Source organism: Desulfocapsa sulfexigens DSM 10523 (assembly GCF_000341395.1).
GTDB lineage: Bacteria > Desulfobacterota > Desulfobulbia > Desulfobulbales > Desulfocapsaceae > Desulfocapsa > Desulfocapsa sulfexigens.
Genome location: NC_020304.1, coordinates 1,637,052 through 1,659,609 on the forward strand (window position 1 = coordinate 1,637,052; position 22,558 = coordinate 1,659,609).

At 42.6% G+C, this 22,558-nt stretch carries 22 protein-coding genes; 4 read left to right on the forward strand and 18 right to left on the reverse strand.

From position 1 onward, the window contains the following. Positions 1 to 91: 91 nt before the first annotated feature. From UWK_RS07200 to UWK_RS07240, 9 genes are all read right to left on the reverse strand, one after another. Positions 92 to 1,399 carry a phosphate/phosphite/phosphonate ABC transporter substrate-binding protein gene (locus UWK_RS07200; protein ID WP_015403698.1) on the reverse strand — a complete coding sequence of 436 codons (1,308 nt, stop codon included), beginning with the start codon at positions 1,397 to 1,399 and terminating at the stop codon, positions 92 to 94. A gap of 787 nt (positions 1,400 to 2,186) precedes the next feature. Next, positions 2,187 to 2,822 (reverse strand): DJ-1/PfpI family protein, encoded by a 636-nt coding sequence (locus UWK_RS07205; RefSeq protein ID WP_015403699.1) that lies wholly within the window; start codon positions 2,820 to 2,822, stop codon positions 2,187 to 2,189. A gap of 139 nt (positions 2,823 to 2,961) precedes the next feature. Beyond that, positions 2,962 to 3,549 (reverse strand): TetR/AcrR family transcriptional regulator, encoded by a 588-nt coding sequence (locus tag UWK_RS07210; protein WP_015403700.1) that lies wholly within the window; start codon positions 3,547 to 3,549, stop codon positions 2,962 to 2,964. 133 nt (positions 3,550 to 3,682) lie between these two features. Next, complete coding sequence (locus UWK_RS07215) at positions 3,683 to 4,231, reverse strand: GNAT family N-acetyltransferase (protein WP_041916352.1); 549 nt, start codon at positions 4,229 to 4,231, stop codon at positions 3,683 to 3,685. A 184-nt stretch (positions 4,232 to 4,415) separates the two neighbouring features. Further along, the gene (locus UWK_RS07220; RefSeq protein ID WP_015403702.1) at positions 4,416 to 5,006 is read right to left on the reverse strand and encodes a transglutaminase-like domain-containing protein; all 591 of its coding nucleotides are present in this window, start codon (positions 5,004 to 5,006) and stop codon (positions 4,416 to 4,418) included. A 136-nt stretch (positions 5,007 to 5,142) separates the two neighbouring features. Further along, positions 5,143 to 5,520 (reverse strand): hypothetical protein, encoded by a 378-nt coding sequence (locus UWK_RS07225; protein WP_015403704.1) that lies wholly within the window; start codon positions 5,518 to 5,520, stop codon positions 5,143 to 5,145. Positions 5,521 to 5,776: 256 nt separating this feature from the next. After that, positions 5,777 to 6,208, reverse strand: coding sequence for a GNAT family N-acetyltransferase (locus tag UWK_RS07230; protein ID WP_015403706.1), 432 nt, complete (start codon positions 6,206 to 6,208; stop codon positions 5,777 to 5,779). Beyond that, positions 6,205 to 7,383, reverse strand: a complete 1,179-nt coding sequence (locus UWK_RS07235; RefSeq protein WP_015403707.1) for an aminotransferase class III-fold pyridoxal phosphate-dependent enzyme — start codon at positions 7,381 to 7,383, stop codon at positions 6,205 to 6,207. The genes UWK_RS07230 and UWK_RS07235 overlap by 4 nt, the downstream gene beginning before the upstream one ends. A 161-nt stretch (positions 7,384 to 7,544) precedes the next feature. Beyond that, positions 7,545 to 8,183: a tetratricopeptide repeat protein gene (locus UWK_RS07240; protein ID WP_015403708.1), complete on the reverse strand. Its 639-nt coding sequence runs from the start codon at positions 8,181 to 8,183 to the stop codon at positions 7,545 to 7,547. A 205-nt stretch (positions 8,184 to 8,388) separates the two neighbouring features. Here UWK_RS07240 and UWK_RS07245 point away from each other — a divergent pair, with 205 nt between their 5' ends. Continuing rightward, complete coding sequence (locus UWK_RS07245; protein ID WP_015403709.1) at positions 8,389 to 9,411, forward strand: IS110 family RNA-guided transposase; 1,023 nt, start codon at positions 8,389 to 8,391, stop codon at positions 9,409 to 9,411. Between the two features lie 422 nt (positions 9,412 to 9,833). Here UWK_RS07245 and UWK_RS07250 read toward each other — a convergent pair whose 3' ends face one another. The 5 genes from UWK_RS07250 to UWK_RS07270 all read right to left on the reverse strand — a co-directional run bounded on the left by UWK_RS07250 (position 9,834) and on the right by UWK_RS07270 (position 13,546). Next, positions 9,834 to 10,166 (reverse strand): hypothetical protein, encoded by a 333-nt coding sequence (locus UWK_RS07250; protein WP_015403710.1) that lies wholly within the window; start codon positions 10,164 to 10,166, stop codon positions 9,834 to 9,836. A 104-nt stretch (positions 10,167 to 10,270) separates the two neighbouring features. Next, a complete protein-coding gene (locus UWK_RS07255; RefSeq protein WP_015403711.1) occupies positions 10,271 to 11,068 on the reverse strand; it encodes an arsenite methyltransferase in 798 nt (265 codons plus the stop codon). Positions 11,069 to 11,156: 88 nt separating this feature from the next. Continuing rightward, positions 11,157 to 11,702 carry an RNA polymerase sigma factor SigZ gene (sigZ, locus tag UWK_RS07260; RefSeq protein ID WP_015403712.1) on the reverse strand — a complete coding sequence of 182 codons (546 nt, stop codon included), beginning with the start codon at positions 11,700 to 11,702 and terminating at the stop codon, positions 11,157 to 11,159. A gap of 163 nt (positions 11,703 to 11,865) precedes the next feature. After that, positions 11,866 to 12,720: an NAD(P)-dependent oxidoreductase gene (locus UWK_RS07265; RefSeq protein ID WP_015403713.1), complete on the reverse strand. Its 855-nt coding sequence runs from the start codon at positions 12,718 to 12,720 to the stop codon at positions 11,866 to 11,868. A gap of 31 nt (positions 12,721 to 12,751) precedes the next feature. Further along, positions 12,752 to 13,546, reverse strand: coding sequence for a peptidase MA family metallohydrolase (locus UWK_RS07270; protein ID WP_153304852.1), 795 nt, complete (start codon positions 13,544 to 13,546; stop codon positions 12,752 to 12,754). A gap of 792 nt (positions 13,547 to 14,338) precedes the next feature. On the opposite strand from UWK_RS07270, the gene UWK_RS07280 reads away from it, so the two are divergent. After that, entirely contained in the window at positions 14,339 to 15,355 is a 1,017-nt protein-coding gene (locus UWK_RS07280) for an aldo/keto reductase (protein WP_015403715.1), read from the forward strand. 18 nt (positions 15,356 to 15,373) lie between these two features. After that, a complete protein-coding gene (locus tag UWK_RS07285; RefSeq protein ID WP_015403716.1) occupies positions 15,374 to 16,606 on the forward strand; it encodes an MFS transporter in 1,233 nt (410 codons plus the stop codon). Positions 16,607 to 16,625: 19 nt separating this feature from the next. On the opposite strand, the gene UWK_RS07290 is transcribed toward UWK_RS07285, so the two are convergent. The 4 genes from UWK_RS07290 to UWK_RS07305 all read right to left on the reverse strand — a co-directional run bounded on the left by UWK_RS07290 (position 16,626) and on the right by UWK_RS07305 (position 20,148). After that, positions 16,626 to 17,525, reverse strand: a complete 900-nt coding sequence (locus tag UWK_RS07290) for a hypothetical protein (protein ID WP_015403717.1) — start codon at positions 17,523 to 17,525, stop codon at positions 16,626 to 16,628. A gap of 137 nt (positions 17,526 to 17,662) precedes the next feature. Beyond that, positions 17,663 to 18,715: a type IV pilus twitching motility protein PilT gene (locus UWK_RS07295; RefSeq protein WP_015403718.1), complete on the reverse strand. Its 1,053-nt coding sequence runs from the start codon at positions 18,713 to 18,715 to the stop codon at positions 17,663 to 17,665. A 72-nt stretch (positions 18,716 to 18,787) separates the two neighbouring features. Further along, on the reverse strand, positions 18,788 to 19,882 hold the full coding sequence (locus UWK_RS07300; RefSeq protein ID WP_015403719.1) for a type IV pilus twitching motility protein PilT: 1,095 nt from the start codon (positions 19,880 to 19,882) through the stop codon (positions 18,788 to 18,790). 29 nt (positions 19,883 to 19,911) lie between these two features. Beyond that, a complete protein-coding gene (locus UWK_RS07305) occupies positions 19,912 to 20,148 on the reverse strand; it encodes a DUF6812 domain-containing protein (RefSeq protein WP_015403720.1) in 237 nt (78 codons plus the stop codon). A gap of 143 nt (positions 20,149 to 20,291) precedes the next feature. Between UWK_RS07305 and UWK_RS07310 the strand changes: the two genes are divergently transcribed. Then, entirely contained in the window at positions 20,292 to 22,550 is a 2,259-nt protein-coding gene (locus UWK_RS07310) for a peptidase U32 family protein (protein ID WP_015403721.1), read from the forward strand. The last annotated feature ends 8 nt before the right edge of the window (positions 22,551 to 22,558 follow it).

A 22,558-nucleotide genomic window follows, 5' to 3' on the forward strand; every position in this document is an offset into this window, starting at 1 on the left:
CTATTGTTCCTTTGCGTATCGAAGAATTAAGCAGCAGCGTGGGGTGAAATTGAGCGGAAGCCCGCGCCGTCCGCTGGAATGATGGGCTTGGCTATTCCACATTTTTACCTGATTCAATTGCTTCATATTCTTCAGGGTAATGCTCTTTCATACAATCAGGGCATATGCCGTGACTGATATTTGCGTCAGAATTTTTGTGAATATAAACATCCACTTGTTCCCAGTATCCTTTGTCGTCACGAACTTTTTTACAAAATGAACAAAGAGGCAGAATCCCTTGTAAGGTTTTAATTTCATCAAAAGCCTTATTGAGTTCTTTAACATGTCTTTCTAGTTCTGCTTCTGCTTGTTTATGTGCTTCAATTTTTTTAGACAGTATGATGTTTGACTTATATATTTTTACTGCCATCAGTACGATTGAAATTAGGAGGATAAAAATGATTACGGTCTGGATCATATGCTGGGTGATGAAGCCACGGACAGTAATTATGCCGTAATCCTTATAGGGTCCGACGCGCAATTCTTTTAAAAGCTCATGCGCCTGTTGATAATCGTAGGGAAGCGTCCATTCTTGGAACCCTGCCTTTTGAGCTACAGGGCTGTTGCTCTCAAGAGACAGCAGAGCTTTAGCGACATCCTTACTTAACTCATTGGTTGCATTACGGGTCTTAGCAAAAGCCCATTCTGGATAAAGCTCTGAGCTTACCATCATGGGGAAGTCAGGATAATGCTTGGGGGCTAAAACACGAAAATTATCAAGATCAATCCGATTTGATTCTGAGAACTTCTCCAACATACCAGTTCTAATAACCGCGACATCTACAACCCCATCCAATACAGCCTGTATCTCCTTAGGCTGATCGCCAAGAAATTTTACTTCTTTGGCATCGTTATATGGATAAAAACCATGAGTCAGCATCTCCTTATAGCCGACCAGCCAACCGCCAAAGCCAAGTTTAGCAACACCACAGATGGTTTTGCCATATAAGTCTTCTATTGTTTTTATCCCACTATCAGCACGGGTGATTAATGTTGAGCCGAACTCGGCCACTCCCCCTTTTTTTACCATTGTGAGGATGCGGGATATGCCAAAGTTCAACTCGAGATCCACATAAATTGCGGGCTGGGTAATAACGAAATCTATTTCCTGGTTTAAAACAAGGTTCCTAATACGGTCGAGTTCAATAGGCGGAACAGGAATCAGCCTAAAGTCATATTGAGGCAGAGACAATTGGAGGTAATCGATGGTTGGTTGCCATTCATCCTTGGCTATTTCAACTCCAGAGAGTGCAACAACCAGGACGTTTACCTTGTTCTGTTCATGGCTCTCAATGTGTTTAAATCCGGTAAGCGAAAGGAAACAAAATAATGCAATTAAACTTGCAATAAAACGTTTCATAAGAGTTGGTTGCCTATAGTAGACGTTTAACGATCAATGTCACTTGCACCATCAATGAATTTGCAGCGTCAGCGCCGCCGTGTTTCTCGGCGTCAAGTGAACAGCCATGATAATAAATATGGCCTTGCCTTGGATGAAATAGAATAGTGGAAGCACGACCAAGCATATTTACTCAAACCAAAGGAAGCCATTTTGTGAAATTTTAGACCAAACAACATTTGTATTACTGCGGAATCGATCTTCATGCCAGAAAAATGTATGTCGTTGTAATCAATGATAAAGGAAAAATGCTCCTCCACAAAAACATCAAAACTTATACAGATGAAAAGATGATAGTTATATCAGCCTTTCTGGAAGATACAGATATTGGAGTTGAATGAGTTCTCTGCTGATATTAACTTGCAGATTTCTGCATACAGTGCCTCTGCCTGTTCCAGAAACAGATCAGCTACTGCCGGATCAGAATGCCCCCGCCCGCGCTTCCTTGATAATACCGATCGAGATCTCCAGGCCGAACGGTTCCTTGTCTGACTGCCACCTATCTCAAATCCTAATCATCCCCAATGATCCTATAGAAGACCTTGCATATAACAATTTTTTTTGGGGCATTGGTAGTATTCTCGCTGACGAATGTTACGCATAAGAGGAGGCAAGAGTGCATGGCAATGACGTGGCAAACCCAAAGAATATCTGGTATATCTGAAGGTTTTTAAAAACCGCTATGTTCTTGCCGTCCCTTTAATGCGATGGTTTGGTACTATACTCTGTGAATGAGAGTATCTTTAAGCTAATTGTTGATTTCAACGAGGTCTGTTTGCATTAGCTCCAGTTGTTTTTCATACTCCATTATGTGAGCTACCTTTTTGACAAAATTAGAATCATACCCAAAACGCTTGAGGAGATGAAAACCAACCTCTATTCCGGAAGTAATACCACCTCCAGTAACGATGCGACCAGTATCAACGACTCTGTGCCGATCAATTATACATTTGGGTGCGATCTGTGCTAGCCTATCAATTGGTGCAATTAGCTCACTTGGGTCTTGGCTCTTTCTGTTGGTTGCCTGAACACCATCAAGCAAGCCGGCAACACCATAAACCCAAGAGCCTGTACAGACGCTGACCAGCATAGTCTCTTCTGGAAGTGCTTTTACAAAGTTGATTAGCCTTTTATTATGAATCTCAGATCGTAAACCAATGCCACCAGGAACAAGAAATGCGTCCATGCTTGGATTGTCGTTCAGACCGTATTTTGGTATGACTCGCAGGCCGGCTGTTGCCATAACAGGTGCCATAGTATCTGCAATGATAAATGTTTCCAATTCCGGGTCCATTCTTTTGGCTACCGCAAAGACTCCTGTTGGCCCAGCCCAGTCAATGACTTCTGCATTGTCACAAATATAAACACCTAATCTTTTTTTCATAGTTTTCTCCTTGTTGATTATTGTTAAAGGTAGACCGGTCTGTCTGTGGTCGCGAAAATTAAAGCCATCTATGCATATTATCATTCCTCCTTTAAGCTGGCGCACAGACAGGTCTGTCTGTGTTGTTGTAAAAAATATATTACCGATTCAGTAAGCTTTTGACTGCTTGCTGAGCGGCTTCAATGGGCCAAGTATCATTGTAATTTTGACTGGAAACGATAGCTCCCTCGACCAACACATAGACCATTTGCACAGTTTGCTGAATTTCCAGTTCTGCGTAAGAGGAATTCGCCTCGATAAGGTCATGAATAATATTTTGTAAATAGGCCTGAAGGTCATTTTTATGCTTAATGACCTCCTCTCTTATTTTTGTATCTATTGCTGGTACTTCTGCGGCTATATTTAAAAAAGCACAGCCTCTGAAATTACTTTCCGACATCCACTTTTTTAAAAAATCAAACACTGCCATTAGTTTTTCTTCGGCAGTACTTTTTTCTGATACGCTTTCCTTCAACCATCCCATCCATAAAACATGTCTAGCTTGAAGATATGCAATACATAATGCCTCTTTAGATGGAAAGTGAGCATAAAATGTGGCCTTTGCTACTTTTGACTCAGAGATTATTTGATTAATGCCTGTAGCTAAATACCCTTGAGTATAAAAGAGATTAAGAGCTGTTTCAATGATGCGGTCTCTAGCGCTGCTTTCAATAATTTTTTGTAACATTGTTCAATGATACGCTAGACAGACTTGTCTGTCAAGTCTGTTTTGTGTTTTGCCGGATCTGGACGTCGAACGCCGCAATTCAGTGGAGCCGACGCCAGCGAGGCTTCCGTGTGGGATTGCATTGTTAGATTTCTTAATAGTCAGACCTAATAAGTCCAAAGCACTTAAGGTCATGAAATCGTACCTTCCAATATCCGCTTTCCCTTAGTAGCCCCTCTTCTTTGAACCCTAGCTTCTTTAACACTGCCTCCGAAGCACCATTGCCTGGAACAGTATCTCCTTGAATTCTATTTAACTCCCCGCAAGGTAGACCACCTGAGAAGGCTATTTTGATTGTTTCTCTTAATGCTTCAGTAGCGTAACCATTACCCCAAAAGTCTTTAGATATATCGTAGCCGACAACTGAACTTCTCATTTTAGAATTCCATGAGTTAAACCCACACGTACCAATAAAATCACCATTGTCTTTCAGGCGAATAGCCCATCTAATACCTAGAGCCTCATCAAATCTTTTTTTGAATAGCTGGATCAAGGTTGATGCCTGATCAATACTGGAAAAAGCCTCAAGATCATAATATTTAATAACATCTTTGTTTGAAAAGTGTCGATACAGTACCTCGGAATCCTCTTTTACTAATTCATTCAATATCAACCTATCTGTACTTAATTTAGGGAACAGCAAGGTTGTCTCCATAAAATATGCCGATCACGTTTAAAAGGTTAAAATTAGTGAAGCCAACTCCAAAGAACGTGCGTGCTTCGCAAGTCTTGTTGGTCGATATGTTGCATTCTTTTTGTGCTGAGCTTAGTCGCGCTTGGTTTGTATTAAATTTGTCGCACTTCAAAGTTGAAGATAGGTTTATGTTTTAATCTCTGGTTGTTAGCCAGGTCTCAATGTCGGGGAGATTTTGCCAAACATCACTATATGTTTCATGTTTTTTCAGAACATTTACTACCATCGGTAGTGGTTCTGCCCATATTTCTGGTAAATCAATTTCTTCATCAATCTGAGTTGAAAATGCAAGACACTCAATTGGTGGGGTGAACTGTGCATTAACATTTTCCTTATTTCCCCTTGGGTCTACACGATACCATCCTATCTCTGGTAGAAATATTGCGTTTAGACCATGTAAACAAAATGGGGCGCCATTATCATCTCGGCTCAGACGTTGGTAACAAAGTCCGGTTGGGATAGAGTTCGCTCTTAGTAATGCAGCTAACAAATGACTTTTGGCATAACAGTAACCCGTCCCAGCAGCTAAGACCTCAGATGCTGAGCATGTAACTGGGTTTAGGGCAAAGTCATTACTATGTTTTATTGTGTCTCGTACCCACTCGAAACATACTTTCGCAATATCTGTATGACTACTAAGGCCTTTTGCAAGCTCTTTAGCTTTGACAGAAACTTCTTTATGCTCCCAATCAATAATGTCTGAAGATTTAAGGTAGTTCTGCATGATGATTTTTTTACTTACTTGTTGCTAATTTTATTTGAAATATAACGCAGTCAATATTTGACGACAAGAGCGTAGTGTGTGACCATCAACTTGATGGCCATGTTATAAGCTTCTTTTGCCTTATTGGATTCATGTATCATGTTGATAGTAGTCCAGCTAAGCCAAGCAAGGAAACTGTAGCGAAAAGCCAAGTTGATGGAAAGCGGAAGGGGTTAATGTTACCTTTCCGTGCAACAGCTGCACTCAATAAAGAGGATGCTCCAGTAACTATGGTTAAAAACACGGCTAGTTCTGGGCGATCAGGATTGAGTGCGACGTATGCATACCCGCCACCCATAGTAAATGTCAGTATGGTTGTAACGTGCCAACAATAATAATTGAGCCATTTGGATGCAGTTGGCAAATCAGAATTTGCAAGTAGTGGCTCTGCTACGCGGGGGCCACCGACAAAAGTATGCACCGAAAAAGTGATGGCACTCATAATGGTTGCAGCCCAAAGAAAGTATGCCTGCATGTCTCTATACCTCGAATAGGAGATCGGTAAGTAAATCATAAACTCTTGGGGACACATCTCCGAGCAATGTAATAGGACCAGCTATTATTATACAACTCATACAAAGGAGGTAATGCCCCATGAGAATAAAAATATGGTAGCAATCCCGGAAAATGTAAGAAATATGTTTTACAACCTGACCTTCTTTGATCCCTTTCGTGAGGGGGGTTACCAAGAGTTCAAAGAGCGGCGAGGAATATTCCTCTCAATCCATTTGTTAACATAATGATAATGTTCCATTTTTAATCATTTCGACTTCATTTTGAAATATGGCCATGGCGGTTTTCATTTTCTTGAATCCAAGCTTTACGTAAAAGCCTTCTGTTCCAGGATTAGCGTATAGAATGATTTTTTTATGCCCTTGTGATTGATCAATCAGATTCTGAATAATCTTCTTTCCTATCCCCGTCCCCTGATAATCAGGATGAACTGCAACATCTGCGAGATAAGAACAATCAAGTCCATCAGCTAGCGCTCGACCTCCTCCAATTAAGTTGCCCTCATCAAATACGAAACATTTAAATTTGCTATTTGTGAATACGGTTTCTAAATCATCAGCTAATTTTGTACCAAGTGGGGCAACTCGATACAATTCAGACAGCTCAAACCAGTTAATTTGAGATTGATCTAATTGCCAAGTAATATTCATCTATCTAAAGTCCTTTTTTTTGCATTTATGATGGATTTGAAAGTGTTGACAAATTTGTTAAACTCTTTTTCCGTTGTCACAAGAGGAGGGTCAATCCTAAACAAGGCTTTTCGGTTGCATACAATAAAACCTTGTTCAATCAAATCGTTATAGATATCATCTCCTACTTTTTTGCTTACCAATTCGACAGCAAACATTAGCCCCTTACCACGAACTTCCAAAACAATTTCACCATCTACGAGAGACTCTAGTTGAGAAAGAAACAAGCGGCCATTTTTTTCAGCATGTTCAATGATGTTGTTGCTTTGTATTTGTCGTATTACCTCGTTGGCGATTGCTGCACCGAGTGGGTCATTTTGATGTGATTGTAGGTAGCTGAACGGCTTTGCTTTGCGCACCTCCTTTACGCTCCCGGGGCTGAGGACAGCCACACTTACTGGATATCCATTACCAATTCCTTTACCAATTGCAATCATATCCGGAGTAATGCCATAATGCTGAAAACCAAACCATTTTCCTGTACGACCGATGCCAGTTGTTACTTCATTGGCAATAATTTTACCTTTGTTTTTCCTGACAATATTGGCTAAATTTTGAACCATAGATTTAGGGGGAAATCTAACAAAACCTGAAGCACTACCAGGTTCAAAGATAAACTCTGATATATTGTTTGGTAGGTTTGTAAATTTGTAGCACTCAGTGGAACATTTTTTATTTTTTGGACATGATTCACAGTATTGCCAATCAAAAATATGCCAATCGGTATCTCTATCGATTACAGAGCGGTATGACCCTAAATATGCATCGTGTAAAGCCAAAGTGATTTTTTTCTTGGAGATGTGCGTTGTGATTTGTCGCAAGAGTTCTATAGCTTCACTGCCAGAACTAAGAAAAGTGACTTCCCCATTTTTAAAACTTGTGAGAGATAAGATTGTATCGGCAGCTTTTTCTAAAATTCTATTTGAATAGCAGAATCCTGTGTGCATTACGGATTCAATTTGATTCTTTATAACATCATTTATTTGCTTATTTTTATGGCCTAACGCTGTACACCATATACCAGATTCCAAATCCATATATTGTTTTCCACTCTCATCAATCAGGTACACACCATGACTGTCAACGATGTTTGGAATTTTCAATTCATGTATGGAATAATTGCCAATGTTTTTCATTATACTTTATTTTGTTGATGGCGATAATTTTAACACATAGTGTGCTTGTAGGACTTGCCGGCCATGGAATTAGCGTGAACTTTGAGCGTGGCCAAAAACTTGGCCTACAACCAAGAATGGCGCGTGTGAGCCGGTCAGAGTGTAAGCTTTTGTGAGCATTTTCATAATTTTTCTAGTAATTGTTTTTCATAGGCAGGATCAGGTCTAAAACCATATCCTTTGGCTTTGTCCAATGGCTTTTTAGCTTTTGAGTAGTTGCCTTTTTGATATTCAAGAATCGACCAATTTAATAAAATTAGAGGATGTTTAGGTTCGATTTTTGTAGCTTCTTGAAATAGTTTTTCTGCTTTGATAAAAGACTCATGAGGATTTTTATCCTTTTCTTTCAAGTAAGAACCTAGAAAAGTATATGAGTATGCAAGGTCTCCTAAAATTAAACCATTTTCGGGAGCCATTGATTTTGCCAAATTGAGGTAGTTGATGGACTCGTTAATGTTGAATAATGGATCTTCCTGAGCCGCTCTATTACCCATGATTAAGCCAAAACCCCACAATGCATCAAGGTTGTTATGATCAAACATCCAGGCTTGGTTGAACCGTTTTATTGCTGTATCGTGATCTCCTTTATAGAAATATTTCCAGCCTAATTGTGCCGTTTCCCTACTAAGCTTTTTATCTGGTTGTATGTGTGACTTGTTTGCACCGCCATACATCGGCATTTCGTTGGATGGTCTGTCACTCGCAAAAGCCACAGAATGAAGAATGAGAAAAATAGATAATAGGAGAACCGATACTTTCATGATGTCCTTTTTTGATGGTTAACTCGTCAGCTGTGTATTTTAAAAGGGAAAGTCTTCTTTGGCCTTTGAGGCCCAGCAAAAGCCAAAAGCAGATTTGATAATCATATAAAAGGCACCTCGGCCTGAAACTCAAGATCGAGCTTCAGGCCCAACCAAGATGGTTGTATAATTGAGGTAGATAAACCATTACAAAGGAGGTGCCTTTATGACTTCATTATACGCTGGAATCGATCTGCATTCAAACAATAGTCATTTAGCTATACTGGATCAGGATGACAAACGAGTCTTTCACAAGAAACTTCCCAATATGGAAGATGTTCTGCTGGCTGAGCTCAAACCATTCCAAGATGAATTGTCTGCTGTTGTGGTGGAATCGACTTTCAATTGGTATTGGCTTGTAGACTGCCTGATGGAACAACGGTACGAGGTATTGCTGGCAAATCCTGCGGCCATGCTGCAGTACAAGGGGCTTAAGCATGTTGACGACAAACATGATGCCTTTTGGCTGGCCCATATGGCGAGGTTGGGCATTCTTCCACAGGGTTATATTTACCCTAAAGAGGAAAGACCTTTTCGTGATTTGCTGAGAAAAAGAGGTCATTTGGTTCGTCTGCGAACATCCGTAATCAACAGCCTGCAGGGGATCATCAGTCGAAACTGCGGCTGTAGCTTGAGCGGCAACAAGATGAAGCGCATGCGCGAGAATCATGTGGCGCCTCTTCTGACCGCTAATGAAGATCTTGCATTTAGTGGTGAAGTGTCCAGAGAGGTAATTGATTTTCTCGGACAGCAGATATCTCGGATTGAGCCTTTGGTGCTTGAGAAAGTACAACTACGCAAACCATTTCAATGCTTGCAGAGCATACCGGGAGTTGGCAAAATCCTCTCTTTAACAATTATGCTGGAAACCGGACCAATCACTCGTTTCAAGAAGGTTGGTAATTTCACATCATATTGTCGCAAAGTACCGACAACCTGGACAAGCAACAGCAAAAAGAAGGGCAAGGGAAACAGTAAAAACGGTAACAAGTATCTGGCCTGGACCTTTTCTGAGGCTGCGGAGTATTCTCGACGCCACAGTGATCAAGCCAGAGCATTTTTCAATCGGAAAGCAGCCAGGACGAATAAATCGGTAGCCTACAGTGCGCTGGCGCACAAGTTGGCAAGGGCTTCTTACTACATGATGAGGGATCAGGTATGTTTTAACCCGAACAAGCTTTTTACCTAGGAATGGCCGAGACGGCGAACCTGAAAAGGGGTTGGTTGAAACCACCAGACTTGATTGGCAACCGTCTCGCCCTGTGATGATTTATTTTTACCGCCCATGGCGTGAACCACTAAGGGGTTGGCTTACAACCACGAGGCCTGAAACAAACGCTTGGACACGTCATGGAACCAATAATTTTCTAGGCCCACAATTGTGGGTAGGGGCTGTATGGAAGACAAATGGCTGTTTCACTATGAGTTTTGAGGAATATTTGCCACACAGCCATTTGTTTCCTGCTGGTTCATAGATCCTGAGGCTGACTGGTGCGGTAATATTACCAACACGACAACTCTGAAATATAGGGTGCGGAAGAAAGGAATAGTACAAAGACAGAGAGAGCAGCTGGACTTTGACTAAACCCTTGCAAGGGAAATGATCACTTTTTACTTAGTGGGTGATCCCTTTATTTTTTCCTTAGCCTTGTAGCCATATTGAGTATCGCCAAATTGTTCTGATAAATATTTGTACAAACCAAGAGCTTCATCTTGTTTTTCGAGTTTTTCTAATGCAAGGGCTTTTAAAAATACAATTTCAGCTTTCATTTCTCGAGATGGCTCCTCATAGTTTTCGGCACGAGAAGTAAGTGCTAGCACGTCTTCATAATTTCCATCATCATAACTACTGTATGCTTTACTCAGTGCACCTCTTTGAGCTAAAGTACTGCTACATCCGCTAATCAGTAGGGCTAACATAAAAAAAACGATATTTTTTTTCATTGATGACTTCCTTTAATTATAACGCCTTACGTCACCGTCAGCAAAAAGACAGAGCGAGGAACGAACGACGCCTTTTGATGTTTGAGTGCATGTGATTGTTATGGCTATGGTTTTACTGCCTCAATAGTTGCCGAAACAACGTAATCCTCAACTTTACTTCCAGGCGCCCAGTTACGAATAAAGGTTTTACTTTCGTCTTTTTGCCTGATCTGGATATTCTCGAAGCCGGCTTGCTGTAACATAGATTCGAGTTCTTGGACGTAAGATGCGCCAGCGATACAACCAGTATACATTGCCATATCTTCCTTTACGTCGCCAGGCATCTCAGCGGTGGCAACAATATCGGAAATTGCCAACCTCCCCCCTTGTTTTAATACGCGGAATGCCTCACGGAACACCCTTTCTTTCTTGGGAGAGAGGTTGATTACACAATTGGAAATGATGACATCAATAATCCCATCGGCAATTGGCAGGTTTTCCAACTCCCCCAGGCGAAAATCGACATTTTCATAACCTGAAATATCAGAATTTTGGCGAGCTTTGCTTACCATTTCCGGTGTCATATCAACACCTATAACTTGCCCTGATTCGCCAACTTCCTTAACGGCAAGAAAGGAATCAAAACCACCACCACTCCCCAAATCTAAAACAGTCTCGCCAGATTTTAGTAAGGCTATAGCTTTGGGGTTTCCGCAACCTAAACCCATATTTGCACCGTCTGGTACCTCATTTACATCAGCATTTGAATAACCGAGTTCCATTGAGGTGGCTTTTGCATCGGGGGCAGATTTGCCGCAACATGAAAATGCTGAACATCCACAACCGGAATTGCCTGATTCGGCAACCTTGCCATACTGTTCACGAACGGCTTTGCGAATATTGTCATTACTTAACTGTGTCATTGTTGTCTCCTTTGATGAGGTTAAAAAAGATACGTACACTCTTGTAGACGGAGACAAGCAAAAAAGGATGCATATTTTATTGAGCTAGCTAGCAATATTTACAATATTTATTCTTTTTCTTATACGAAACCAATGTGTTGTTGTGATTGATTTCAATTTGACAGCAGTCATGTAGCATTGTTTTTAGTAAAGCTCTGCCCCTTTGAACTCTTGATTTTGCGCCAGACAATGAAATGTTTTCCATTTCTGCTATTTCTTTTTGGTTTTTATGCTCTAATTCAGAAAGCCGAACAGCTTCACGATATTTATCAGGTAGTTCTTTAACCATCGGCTCAAGACATGATGATAATTCTTTTCTGATTGTTTCCTTTTCATCGTGTTGAGGTTGCTCTATCCAATCAGGCAGATTTTTGGTTGGTCTTCTTGAACGATAGTAGTCTATTACCGTATTTCTAGTTATTTGATACAACCAACTCTCAAGCTTTTTATTTTCCTTCAGAGAATCAATTCGAGTATGTATTTTTATAAATACATCTTGGAGGAGATCATCCACCACATCTTCAGCAACTTTACCTCTTATGAAGGCGGTTAACTTCATGTGGTATTCATGCCAGATGTTTTCGGTTGATTTCATGCTGATTCCTTTTGAGGCGAATAGCGCCCGAGCTAACCGGCTTGCCAACCAGTTGGCTACCAATTTTAGACGATTGTAATTGTTGAAGCCAACTCAAAAGAACGGGTGTGGTCGCTAGTCGGGTTGATTAGTTTGTTTTTAAAAGCAGGCACCTATGGTATCTTTATTTCTTTTTGAATAATTTGTAAATTGCAGAAAAGTCTTCTTGATCCATACCTTCTTCAAATGTTCTAGCGTAAAGTTCTTTTATTACAGAGCCCGTAAAAAGAGTTTTTTTCTGTTCATATGCTAAGTCTTGGAGGCAATGAAGATCTTTATATATTAAGGCACATGAAAAATGAGTTGAAAAATCTTCTTCCAGTAACTTCATCTTCTTGGCGTTGAGCACGAGGGAATTTCCACCGCCTACAGATAAAATTTCTAATATTTCTTTCTTTGCGATTCCAATTTCTTCACCTAGGGACAAGGCTTCAGCAATAGTTGCCATAAAGCTGCCTAATGCAAGATTATTGATCAGTTTCATTTTTGTAGCTAGTGCTGGCTCATTAAAATAAAAAAGATGTTTCCCAATATTTTCCAATAATGGTTTAACCTTTTCATATCCTGTTGTATCACCGCTAACTAAAACTGTAAGAGAGCCTTGTGATGCAGGAACAACGCTACCTAGTACTGGAGCTTCTAGATAAGTAGCCCCTGCATTTTTGCAAAGTTCATGGAAATTTGAAACTTCTTTAAAATGGTTTGTAGATAAGTCTATAATAATCTTTCCTGCAATTTCACCGGACAAAATTCCATTTTCTTGGGTAAGAACAGAATTGACAGCATTGCTGTCAAACATACATAAAAAAACAACTTCGGCATTTTGAGTAACTGAAACGGGAGATGATGCAATTTCAACCAACATGCCCTCGGATTTCGAATGAGTTCTGTTCCAAACAGTCAGATTATGACCACAGTCTAAAAGTCTTCCGGCAATTGCTTTGCCAAGGTGTCCAAGCCCTATGAATCCTAATTGCATATTGTTACCTCAATAATTTTATTTGGGAGGCTTATCGTAAAGCGTAACCGACTGGCAAAAACCGAGTGACCGATAGGGAGCGGAGCTTTTGCAAATCCGAGTTTACGCGTTTGTTATGTTTTATTTCGCCTGTGAATTGGCTCCATCCTTGGTGAACTGTAAATCCATATACTGAGGATAGTGCTTCATCAAGTGTTTTACCTTGTTCTAGTGCGGTAAATAGTTTCCTAAACTTGCTCGGACTCATATCGTGTAACCACCTTACATACATTTCACTCTGTCGATAAAACATATGTGTTTTTAAGCCAAAGCTGCTTGCTGTTTTCCTGAATATAAGGGCACCAGAACCATTTGGTTTGATGGTCTTTCCTTGGTATATAGCTTCAGCTGCTTCTTGCTCAGTAACCTTTTCGGCTCCACCCCCATTTGACACATAGACTGCCAAACCTTCTTTGAACCACACTGGTAATTTGGTTTGATAATTCCAACGACCAATATCCTGGGTGTGCTGTAAGTGTGACAGCTCATGCGTGAGTATCCCTGGAATTCTATTTTTTTGTTTTAATAACTTTGGAGAAGCAAACAGCCTATCTCCAATAACGCAGCTAGATGGATATTTTGAAGCACAATAAGAAGAAAAGCTGTCAATAGATTTTGTTACGTAGATTACTACAGGTTTTTCGAATGCTCCTTGCTTGTTTTCAATAGTTTGTACGGCTGCCTCCAAGTATGGAGCTATTTCTTCAGCATATTTTATAGAACCATCTTCATACTTTATCCGGGAATCTTGTTTCAAACTCTGAAACCCGTCTGTTGATTTTGTCATTGCGAGCACAGTGCTAAACGTTGTGCACCCATTTAACGCCAATAGACAAAAAATGATTATAGATATATAGCGCATGGGCACTCCTATCAAACATAACGACCCAACTCAGGCGACCGCTGCCGCAAGGCGATGCCAGGAGTGGTGCGGTGGCCGGTCGAACTGAAGCTCCGTATTATGCATTTCCTGAAATAACTGTTGTACTAAAACCTTCATCAGAGGTGGGGGCAACAAAATACTTTGTAACCTGCTCAAACATCTCTGGCGTATCAGTTGCCGCCCTCTCGGGCTGTTCAGCGCGCCTTTTAGCGATCCGCACTATGCAGGCATCGTTTGACAAATCAATGTAGATTTTCCTCAGTCTCTTTGCATAGCAGTGTTAAATAAATGGATAGTGTCCATGATATTACCTTATGTCTGGTCACTTTTTCCACTTATTTTCGTACTGTGCTAGAGTATGTGAAAAACATCACCCATTTATTTCCTTTTACTTATATTTTCTACCATATCAAATAGTAAGGCAACTAGATGGAAAGACAATGCCTGTCAACAACAGATTGCTTTAGAAGCTGTGAATATGTATCACATATATAGTGGAGGGTCCGGCGGTGAGGTTAATAAGTACCGTGATATAAGTTTGTTGGATGACTTTATGGTGATCCTGTCAAGGTGTGAGTATTTAGCCGGTAGTTCCCCGTTGACTCAAATAACAACTTTAATTGATCATAGCAGAACTCTGTAGTAGTGTTTTGTCGATAGAGGTTCTTAGATGATTAGCAAGAGTGGGAGTTTTGAATGGAATACAGATATATCGGTCAAAGTGGCCTTCGGGTAAGTCCTGTTTGTCTTGGAACTATGACCTTTGGCTCCATGTGTGATAAAAAGACATCCTTTGCTATTATGGATAAGGCTTATGATGCCGGGATTAATTTTTTAGATACTGCCGAGGTTTATCCGGTACCACCAAGGGCAAATACTATTGGTATAACGGAAGAAATTGTCGGTGAGTGGCTGCAGGGAAAAAACAGGGATTCCTTGATTATCGCGACAAAGGTTGCCGGTGCCGCTTCTGGCTGGTTTGTGCCGCCGGTACGTTCAGGGCTCACTGCCATTGACGCCCACCATATCATAAAGGGTGTTGAAGGAAGTCTTCGTCGTTTGAAATGTGATTATATCGACCTGTATCAAATGCACTGGCCTGATTCCGTTGTCCCACGAGAAGAGTCTATGGAGGCTTTTGACAGTCTTGTTCGATCGGGAATGGTTCGTTATCTCGGGACATCCAATGATACCGCTTACGGAACAACTAAATCCAATATGATTGCAAAATATCAGGGGTATAAGCGTTTTGAATCTATTCAAAATAACTTTTCACTCCTGAATCGCAGATTCCTTGATGAGATGGTCGAGATGTGCAGGCGGGAAAAAATTTCTCTGCTTCCCTATTCACCCATGGCCGGGGGAGTACTGACAGGAAAATATAACACAAGGCAGGAGGTTGCCGGGCGTTTTAGCGGTTATGCCAGGGATAATGATTCGAGAATACAGGCAATGGTCAGTCGTTTTGTGAATGAAAAAACACTTGCCTCCACCGCACGTTATATGGATATTGCAGCCGATGCCGGTATCTCTTCCGCAACACTTGCCGTTGCCTGGAGCAAACAGTTTGATTTTGTGGCCTCAACGATTGTCGGGGCAACAACACCTGCGCAGCTGGATGACTCAATAGCTGCAATTGATTTTGAATTATCAGAAGATGTACTTTGCCAATGTGACGCTGTGCATAATGAGATTTTATATCCCATGGGCTAACCCCGAAACGGAAAGAAAGTGACTTATCTTCGCAGCGTGCATTATGGTTGGATTGTTGTTCTGACCGGAGTCTTGACCATCGTCGCAGTTCTGGGACTTGGTCGTTTTTCCCTGGGGATGCTTCTTCCCTCCATGGGGAGTGATCTTGGTCTTGGTTACAGCAAGATGGGGTTTATCGGGACGGGGAATTTCTTTGGTTATCTGCTCGGCGTGCTCATGAGCAGCAGGCTTGTAAAGCGTTTTGACTACAGGTCTGTGATCAGCAGCGGAATATTCCTGGTGGGTGTCTCGATGGTTCTTGTGGGCAGGGCAAATGGATTCTGGCCGGTACTGATTGCTTTCTTTTTCACTGGTATCGGGAGTGGAATTGCCAACGTTCCTGTCATGGGGCTTGTTTCCCAGTGGTTTGGCTCGACCCTTCGTGGTCGCGCTGCAGGAATTATGGTGTCTGGGATCGGTTTGGGAATCATGATCACCGGCGTGTTGATCCCTGCCATTAATGGATGGGCCGGGCCGGGACAGGGATGGCGGACAAATTGGATGGTTCTGGGTGCAGTGGTACTCACAATCGCAGTTCTGTGCTCTTTGTTGATTCGAAACAGGCCTGGGGATTTAGGGTTGCAACTTGTTGAAAGAGTGGAAAAAAAATGTCGTGAAAAACAACAGAAGCCTCTCGTTGCAAAACCGTTTGATGCGGGAAAACGCACCCTGTTTCATCTCGGTGGAATCTATTTTTTCTTTGGTTTCACTGTTGTTATCTATGTGACCTTTGTCATCACCAGTTTGATCAATGAATACGGGTTCAGCGAGGCCGTTGCCGGAAGGTTCTGGGTGTGGTTTGGTCTTTTAGGGACACTGTCAGGACCGATTTTCGGCTCTCTTTCCGATCGTTTCGGCAGGCCTCGGACTCTTGCCTTAGTTTACAGTCTCCAGGGGCTGTCCTTTCTGCTTCTTGCGTTGAATCCGCTTCCCGGGAGTGTCTACGCTTCCATCGGTCTTTTTGCCCTCTGTGCCTGGAGTGTTCCTTCAATTATGGCTGCAGCTATTGGGGATTATCTGGGGCCTTTAAAGGCTGCCGCCGGATTTGCCACCCTGACACTGTTTTTTAGTGTCGGACAGATTACTGGTCCCGCTCTTGCCGGGATTATGGCTGAAAACAGTGGGAATTTTTCCAGTGCCTACCTTTTGGCGGGAGGACTTATGGCTGTTGGGGCATTGAGCAGTGTCTTTCTGCCAAAGATGAGGCTGTAGTCTGCTCCCTAAAAAGGTACTAGTCGTCTTCGGTATAGATCCCAGCCTCATTGAAGACCCGTGCCATGAGGAAATATGCTCGTGGGTTCATGTAGCTAAGCCTGACGTAGGTCTTGAGCTTTTTCATGGTGGCGGCATGGGTTTTAGCGGTGTCTATAGCGTTTTCCGGGCCACATTTGTCAAGGCTCAAATGATAGAGGTAGGCCGCCTTAACGATGCCGATGAGGAGCCGTGGCTCGGGAGTTATCTTTTCAAAGGATGATTTAAAACGGACAATATTTATAACCGTTGCTTCGTAGCCCAAAGTGCTGAGATACTGACATCCTTTGTCGATATGAGTTGCATCTTCGTGCGGCGACGATATCTGAGTCCGACCAATATTGATCAAAAGAGCTCCCTTGCAAATTGTAGTAATATCCTGCGAGGTAACATCACTTCTCAGTGCGAGAATGGTGGCAAGGGAACATATGTCGAGGGATTGTTCCAGTATCTCCCTGTTCGAGTCGTTGAGTTTTTTTACATTCAACAAGGTGAGGTGGTCATCATAGATACCTCCAAGACATTTCAGGAAGCTCTTACGTAATGGATTACCGCAGAAAATTCCGCTTAAAAATCTGGAGTCATTGAGTTTCTCCTTGAATTGATGAATAAGAGAGTCGAGAACTTTTTTGGCTGGTTCTATCAGTTCAGTCTGGATGATTCGTTCGGCTGCAGGACTGATCCTGCCGACTTCAAAAAAATCATGGTTTCGTTGAAGAAATGCTATATCTATACTGTCACTATTACGGGATGGAATGAGTTTGCCAGTCCTGTTCTCAAGCTTAAAATACTGAGTGACAGGTATGTTGTCTCGTAGGAAATCTATTGGTAAGATAGAGCCTGTGGTAATTGCTGAAGTGCTGCAGATACTGGCAGGCATAGCGGGATTTTCCTTTCGTGAGTCGGTGAAAATGAAATTATATTAGAAAATTAAAGATGTACTAGTATTTACTGACACTATAGGAAAAAGATATTTTTTACAAGAGGTTGGGTGAAATTATTTGTCCAATGCCTAACTTATTCATGCTCGTTGAACAGGTTTTTATTTATAGCTTTCTCTCTTGCTGCTTCCCGGGATATTTGTTTGGTGTCCACCAGTTCCCGCAGGTGGCTGTCCATGGTCTGCATTCCCAGGGATTTACCTGTCTGAATCAGTGAGTCTATCTGGGTGATTTTTCCTTCTCTGATAATGGATGCCAGAGCTGATGAGCCGATTAAGACTTCAATTGCGGCGCACCTTCCCTTTCCATCGCGGGTTTTTAATAACTGCTGAGCAATAACTGCCTTGAGTGACTCAGAAAGCATGGTTCTGGTCTGAGCCTGTTGCTCTGCGGGAAAGGCATTGATGATTCTATCAATCGTTTTTGCCGCACTGTTGGTGTGCAGTGTCCCAAAAACCAGGATACCGAGTTCGGCACAGGTCAGGGCCAGGGATATGGTCTCAAGATCTCGCATTTCGCCCACCAGAATGACATCGGGATCTTCTCTGTTTGCGACCATCAAAGCCGTGCCGAAGGTCTCTGCATGGGTACCGATCTCTCTTTGGGAAAAGATACATTTTTTGTTGGGATGGACAAACTCCAGGGGGTCTTCTATGGTGATGATATGCTTTGGATAGGTATCGTTAATCAAATCGATAATTGCCGCCATGGTTGTTGACTTTCCGCTGCCGGTAGGTCCGGTTACCAGAACCAGGCCTCTCTCGTAAGAGGCTATTTTTTTGACTACATCTGGCATGCCGAGCTGATCGAGAGTGAGAATTTTGGTGGGAATAATCCGAAAGACTGCGCCGGGACCTCGATGCTGATATAAAAAATTACAACGAAATCGTCCCACACCCTCAAGTTCATAGGCCTTATCAAAATCTCTGTTTTTGTTAAAGGTTTCCTGTTGTCCTGGATCAAGTACTTCAAAGAGGATATCCTTGGCGGATTCTGCTGTGAGGGGAGGGGCATCGAGAGGGATAAGGTCTCCGCGAAGACGCAGCAGAGGTGGAAAACCGACCACCATATGCAAGTCACTTGCACCATGTTTCTTCATCTGTTTGAAAAAAGTATCTATCTGAGCCATGAGTATCCTTTTACCGTTCGTAAAACTATGATCTGTTTTCCATGAGGGCGGGTTCTGATAATATCACTGCCACTACTCCTGGTCATTTTCTTCCAGCTCGAGCTCCGGTTCTTGAGTCATAAAGCGTTTGAGCATACTTTTCTTGTCAATGTTGGCCAGTGCCGCGTCCATTGAAATCTTTCCCGATTGGAGAAGCTCCACTATGGACTCATCCATCAGACGCATGCCGAGGTTTTTCCCCATCTGCATGGTGGAGTGAATCTGATAGGTTTTGTTGTCACGGATAAGATTGGCAACGGATAAATTTCCTATCAATATTTCAAGGGCGAGCTGCATGGCATTCCCGTTTGAAGCAGGAATGAGACGCTGGGTGATGACGGCCTTGAGCGACTCGCTAAGCATGGCACGGATCTGGTTCTGTTCTCCGGAAGGATAGGAATCAATAATCCTGTCAATGGTTTTAGCGGCGTTTGAAGTGGAAAGGGTACCGATGACAAGGTGTCCTGTTTCCGAAGCTGAAATAGCCAGGGAGATGGTATCAAGATCCCTTAGTTCACCGATAACAATAACATCCGGATCCTGACGCAGAGCACCTTTGAGGGCATTTTTGTAGGAAAGGGTGTTGCTTCCGAGTTGTCGTTGATTGACGACTCCTTTTTTGAAGGGATGAATAAACTCAATGGGGTCTTCAACGGTTAGGATATGGTGGGCACGCCTTGAGTTGATATAGTCCACCATTGCCGCAAGGGTAGTAGTTTTTCCATGTCCCGTTGCTCCCGTCACCAGTATTATCCCCTGGTGATTTTCAAGGGCCGCAGCAACCACATCGGGGAGCCCGAGCGTGGCAAGTGTCGGTATCTGTGGGGGGATAATGCGGAATACGCCACTGACTCCATTGTTATGCAGCATAGCGCTTCCCCGGAATCGTCCCACCCCTTCAAGCTCATAGGCAAAGTCAAGTTGCTGTTTTCTAGATAAAATGCCGCATTGGGTAGGACTCAGTAATTCTTCAACCAGACGTATGGTGTTTTCAGGAGTGAGGGTCTTGCTCTTCAGGCGCACCAGTTTGCCCATATGACGAACCATAAACGGTTCTCCGGGGATAACATGTACGTCCGAGGCATGCATTTCTGTGGCCCCTTTGAAAACTTTATCCAGTAATGCCATGGGGTGTCTCCCGGTAAGTTGGTTAGCTCCTAAAGCAGTTTTTCGGCAGGAAGGATAATCTCGATATTACTGATAAGGAGGTTGATAAATTCTCCCCGAAGGATCTCTTGTTTGGCGTGATCGGTAACCGTGGCATTGGTGACAACCATAAACTTATTGGTCTCATTCATGAAGTCTGTTAACCTCGCGCCTGGTACGAGATCGATTGCTCCTTCAATGCGAAAATCTTTGGTGAGAATAATGACCTGCGTCTTGGGAGTAGACATGATTCTTCCTCTTGCAGTTAGTGTTCTTTCTTCACTCCGGTTATCGCAGTGAAAGACGTTTGGGGAAATACTCCTATGAGTATCTGTCACAACGATAGAGATGTCAATAAATCCATTTTTTATTGGTGGCAAAATATACAGGTATGAAGAGAAAAATTGAACTTCTGGCCCCAGGTGGTGACATTGATGCCATAAAGGCGGCGATTGTGGCCGGGGCAGATGCTATATACTGCGGTCTGGACCGGTTTAATGCGAGAAATCGTGCGGAGAATATTACTTTTGCCGATCTGCCTGGAATTGTCAGACTTGCCCATACAAATAATTGTGCACTATTTTTGACGCTTAATATTGTCATTGTTGAGAGTGAGATTCCTGCCCTGATAACGCTGCTTAACAGATTGGTGAACACGCGGATCGATGGGCTGATTGTTCAGGATTTGGGATTGTTGTACATTCTCACACACTACTATCCAACTCTTCAGATTCATGCCTCGACTCAGTTGACAACACATAATGAAGGGCAGATACACTTTCTAAGCAAATTGAACGTTCGTAGAGTGAATCTGTCACGGGAATTAAGTATTCAGGAGATACATTCCTTGACGGAAACGGCACATCAAAATAGCCTTCTAACCGAAGTGTTTGTCCATGGATCCTACTGTCTTTCCTTTTCTGGGATATGTTATTTAAGTTCGTTCAACAGTGGAAACTCAGGAAATCGTGGGAGGTGCAGTCAGCCGTGCAGAGACCAGTATGTAAAAACGGTTGCAGGAAAGGATTATCCGCTAAACCTCAAAGATAACTCCGCGTTTTCTGATGTGCAGGCACTGGCTGATGCCGGGGTTGATTCGGTAAAGATTGAAGGGCGAATTAAGAAGTTCCATTATGTCTATACGGTGGTCAAAGCTTGGAGAAAACAGCTTCAGAGTTTGTATGGTCAAGAGGAGTTGTGTCATGACGACGAAGATCTCCACAGGGTTTTCAATCGCGGATTCTCAAACGCATTCCTGAAGGGCGATATTGACCGAGATATGTTTGTCGATCATCCCCGGGATTATTCTGCAGTTTATCTTGCGGAAACGAAGGATGGTGCTACTGATGAAAATATGGAAGAGGCCAAAAGGGAACTGTATGATCTGAAAACGGAAATTATAACAGACGTAAGAGGCAGGATTGAACATTTGAGCAGCGAGAAAATCCCCCTGCAGATCTCGGTATCTGGCCAGGCCGGAACCGTCCTGCATGTCGTTGTCCAAACTCCCGAGAGATCATTTACAGTTGTTTCAGATAGTGGTCTGGTCGAACTGAAGCGCACAAAGGATGGTGGGCAGTCGCTCGACTGCGATATGCTGGCAAAGCGATTGGCGCAACTTAATGAGACGGAATTTACTATTGAGTCCCTGGAAACTGACGGACTGTGTCGTGGTCTCTTTCTTCCTTTTAAAGAGGTGAGCGCAATACGAAAAAAGATTTTTCGGGAATTACATGCTTCGCAGGAATATGTGTCTCCTATTGATGTTCCACGGATCAAGAGACAGGGCGACCAAATGCTGGAACCTGTTCTTTCTCTGCTCCTTTCTGCAGAGGAGGATCTGCATCTTTGTCAGGGAAGCTCTGCAGATACCTACTTCCAGATTCCCGATAATTTAGAGAATTGCGATTCAGCTCTCACCAGTATTTTTGTAGCCAATCGCGGCTTGCTTCCCTGGTTTCCCGCAGTTCTTATAGGAGAAAGTTATCACGCAGCAGTGGAATTTTTACAAAAGGTCAAGCCACAACGTGTTGTGACCAACAATAGTGGAATCGCCTATGAATGCTGGCAACGGGGGGTTCCCTGGATAGCCGGGCCGTATCTGAATGTTGCGAATTCCTTTAGTCTTCTGTGTCTGATGGGAAATTTTAACTGTTCTGGCTCCTTTATTTCAAATGAGCTTAAAAGAGTTCAGATAAAGGCTATTAAGAAGCCTGATGATTTTAAGCTCTACTACAGCATCTATCATCCAATTGTATTAATGACGAGCAGGCAGTGTCTTTTCCATCAGGTCACAGGATGTACAAAAGACAGGATTGACGAAAATTGCCTTCACTGCTGTGAAAAGTCGGCTGAGATAACCAATTTGAAGAAACAAACGTTCCTGATAGAGAAAACGAAGGGGAATTATCACACACTTTATGGTTCGACCCATTATTTAAATACAGATGTTCTGAGAGAAATACCAAATTTTTTTTCCAGTTTTCTTGTTGATTTGCGGAGGATACAAACGGAGACCAGGGTGGCACTGGATAGAGCAGAACTTGTGAAGCTTTTTGAGAGCTATCTGGCGGGTCATCCTGGCTCAGCAGAAGCACTTGAAAAAAGTATCCAGCCTTCAACAAAGCATCAGTATGTAAAAGGGATCTGACGGATCTG

What these genes read in the sequence shown, in the direction of transcription:
- UWK_RS07250 (WP_015403710.1), bottom strand. Translation starts at nt 10,166, where the DNA reads ATGAAAAAAAATATCGTTTTTTTTATGTTAGCCCTACTGATTAGCGGA.
- UWK_RS07310 (WP_015403721.1), top strand. Translation starts at nt 20,292, where the DNA reads ATGAAGAGAAAAATTGAACTTCTGGCCCCAGGTGGTGACATTGATGCC.
- UWK_RS07235 (WP_015403707.1), bottom strand. Translation starts at nt 7,383, where the DNA reads ATGAAAAACATTGGCAATTATTCCATACATGAATTGAAAATTCCAAAC.
- UWK_RS07245 (WP_015403709.1), top strand. Translation starts at nt 8,389, where the DNA reads ATGACTTCATTATACGCTGGAATCGATCTGCATTCAAACAATAGTCAT.
- UWK_RS07290 (WP_015403717.1), bottom strand. Translation starts at nt 17,525, where the DNA reads ATGCCTGCCAGTATCTGCAGCACTTCAGCAATTACCACAGGCTCTATC.
- UWK_RS07240 (WP_015403708.1), bottom strand. Translation starts at nt 8,183, where the DNA reads ATGAAAGTATCGGTTCTCCTATTATCTATTTTTCTCATTCTTCATTCT.
- UWK_RS07300 (WP_015403719.1), bottom strand. Translation starts at nt 19,882, where the DNA reads ATGGCATTACTGGATAAAGTTTTCAAAGGGGCCACAGAAATGCATGCC.
- UWK_RS07305 (WP_015403720.1), bottom strand. Translation starts at nt 20,148, where the DNA reads ATGTCTACTCCCAAGACGCAGGTCATTATTCTCACCAAAGATTTTCGC.
- UWK_RS07230 (WP_015403706.1), bottom strand. Translation starts at nt 6,208, where the DNA reads ATGAATATTACTTGGCAATTAGATCAATCTCAAATTAACTGGTTTGAG.
- UWK_RS07255 (WP_015403711.1), bottom strand. Translation starts at nt 11,068, where the DNA reads ATGACACAGTTAAGTAATGACAATATTCGCAAAGCCGTTCGTGAACAG.
- UWK_RS07295 (WP_015403718.1), bottom strand. Translation starts at nt 18,715, where the DNA reads ATGGCTCAGATAGATACTTTTTTCAAACAGATGAAGAAACATGGTGCA.
- UWK_RS07200 (WP_015403698.1), bottom strand. Translation starts at nt 1,399, where the DNA reads ATGAAACGTTTTATTGCAAGTTTAATTGCATTATTTTGTTTCCTTTCG.
- UWK_RS07225 (WP_015403704.1), bottom strand. Translation starts at nt 5,520, where the DNA reads ATGCAGGCATACTTTCTTTGGGCTGCAACCATTATGAGTGCCATCACT.
- sigZ (WP_015403712.1), bottom strand. Translation starts at nt 11,702, where the DNA reads ATGAAATCAACCGAAAACATCTGGCATGAATACCACATGAAGTTAACC.
- UWK_RS07270 (WP_153304852.1), bottom strand. Translation starts at nt 13,546, where the DNA reads ATGACAAAATCAACAGACGGGTTTCAGAGTTTGAAACAAGATTCCCGG.
- UWK_RS07220 (WP_015403702.1), bottom strand. Translation starts at nt 5,006, where the DNA reads ATGCAGAACTACCTTAAATCTTCAGACATTATTGATTGGGAGCATAAA.
- UWK_RS07280 (WP_015403715.1), top strand. Translation starts at nt 14,339, where the DNA reads ATGGAATACAGATATATCGGTCAAAGTGGCCTTCGGGTAAGTCCTGTT.
- UWK_RS07265 (WP_015403713.1), bottom strand. Translation starts at nt 12,720, where the DNA reads ATGCAATTAGGATTCATAGGGCTTGGACACCTTGGCAAAGCAATTGCC.
- UWK_RS07210 (WP_015403700.1), bottom strand. Translation starts at nt 3,549, where the DNA reads ATGTTACAAAAAATTATTGAAAGCAGCGCTAGAGACCGCATCATTGAA.
- UWK_RS07205 (WP_015403699.1), bottom strand. Translation starts at nt 2,822, where the DNA reads ATGAAAAAAAGATTAGGTGTTTATATTTGTGACAATGCAGAAGTCATT.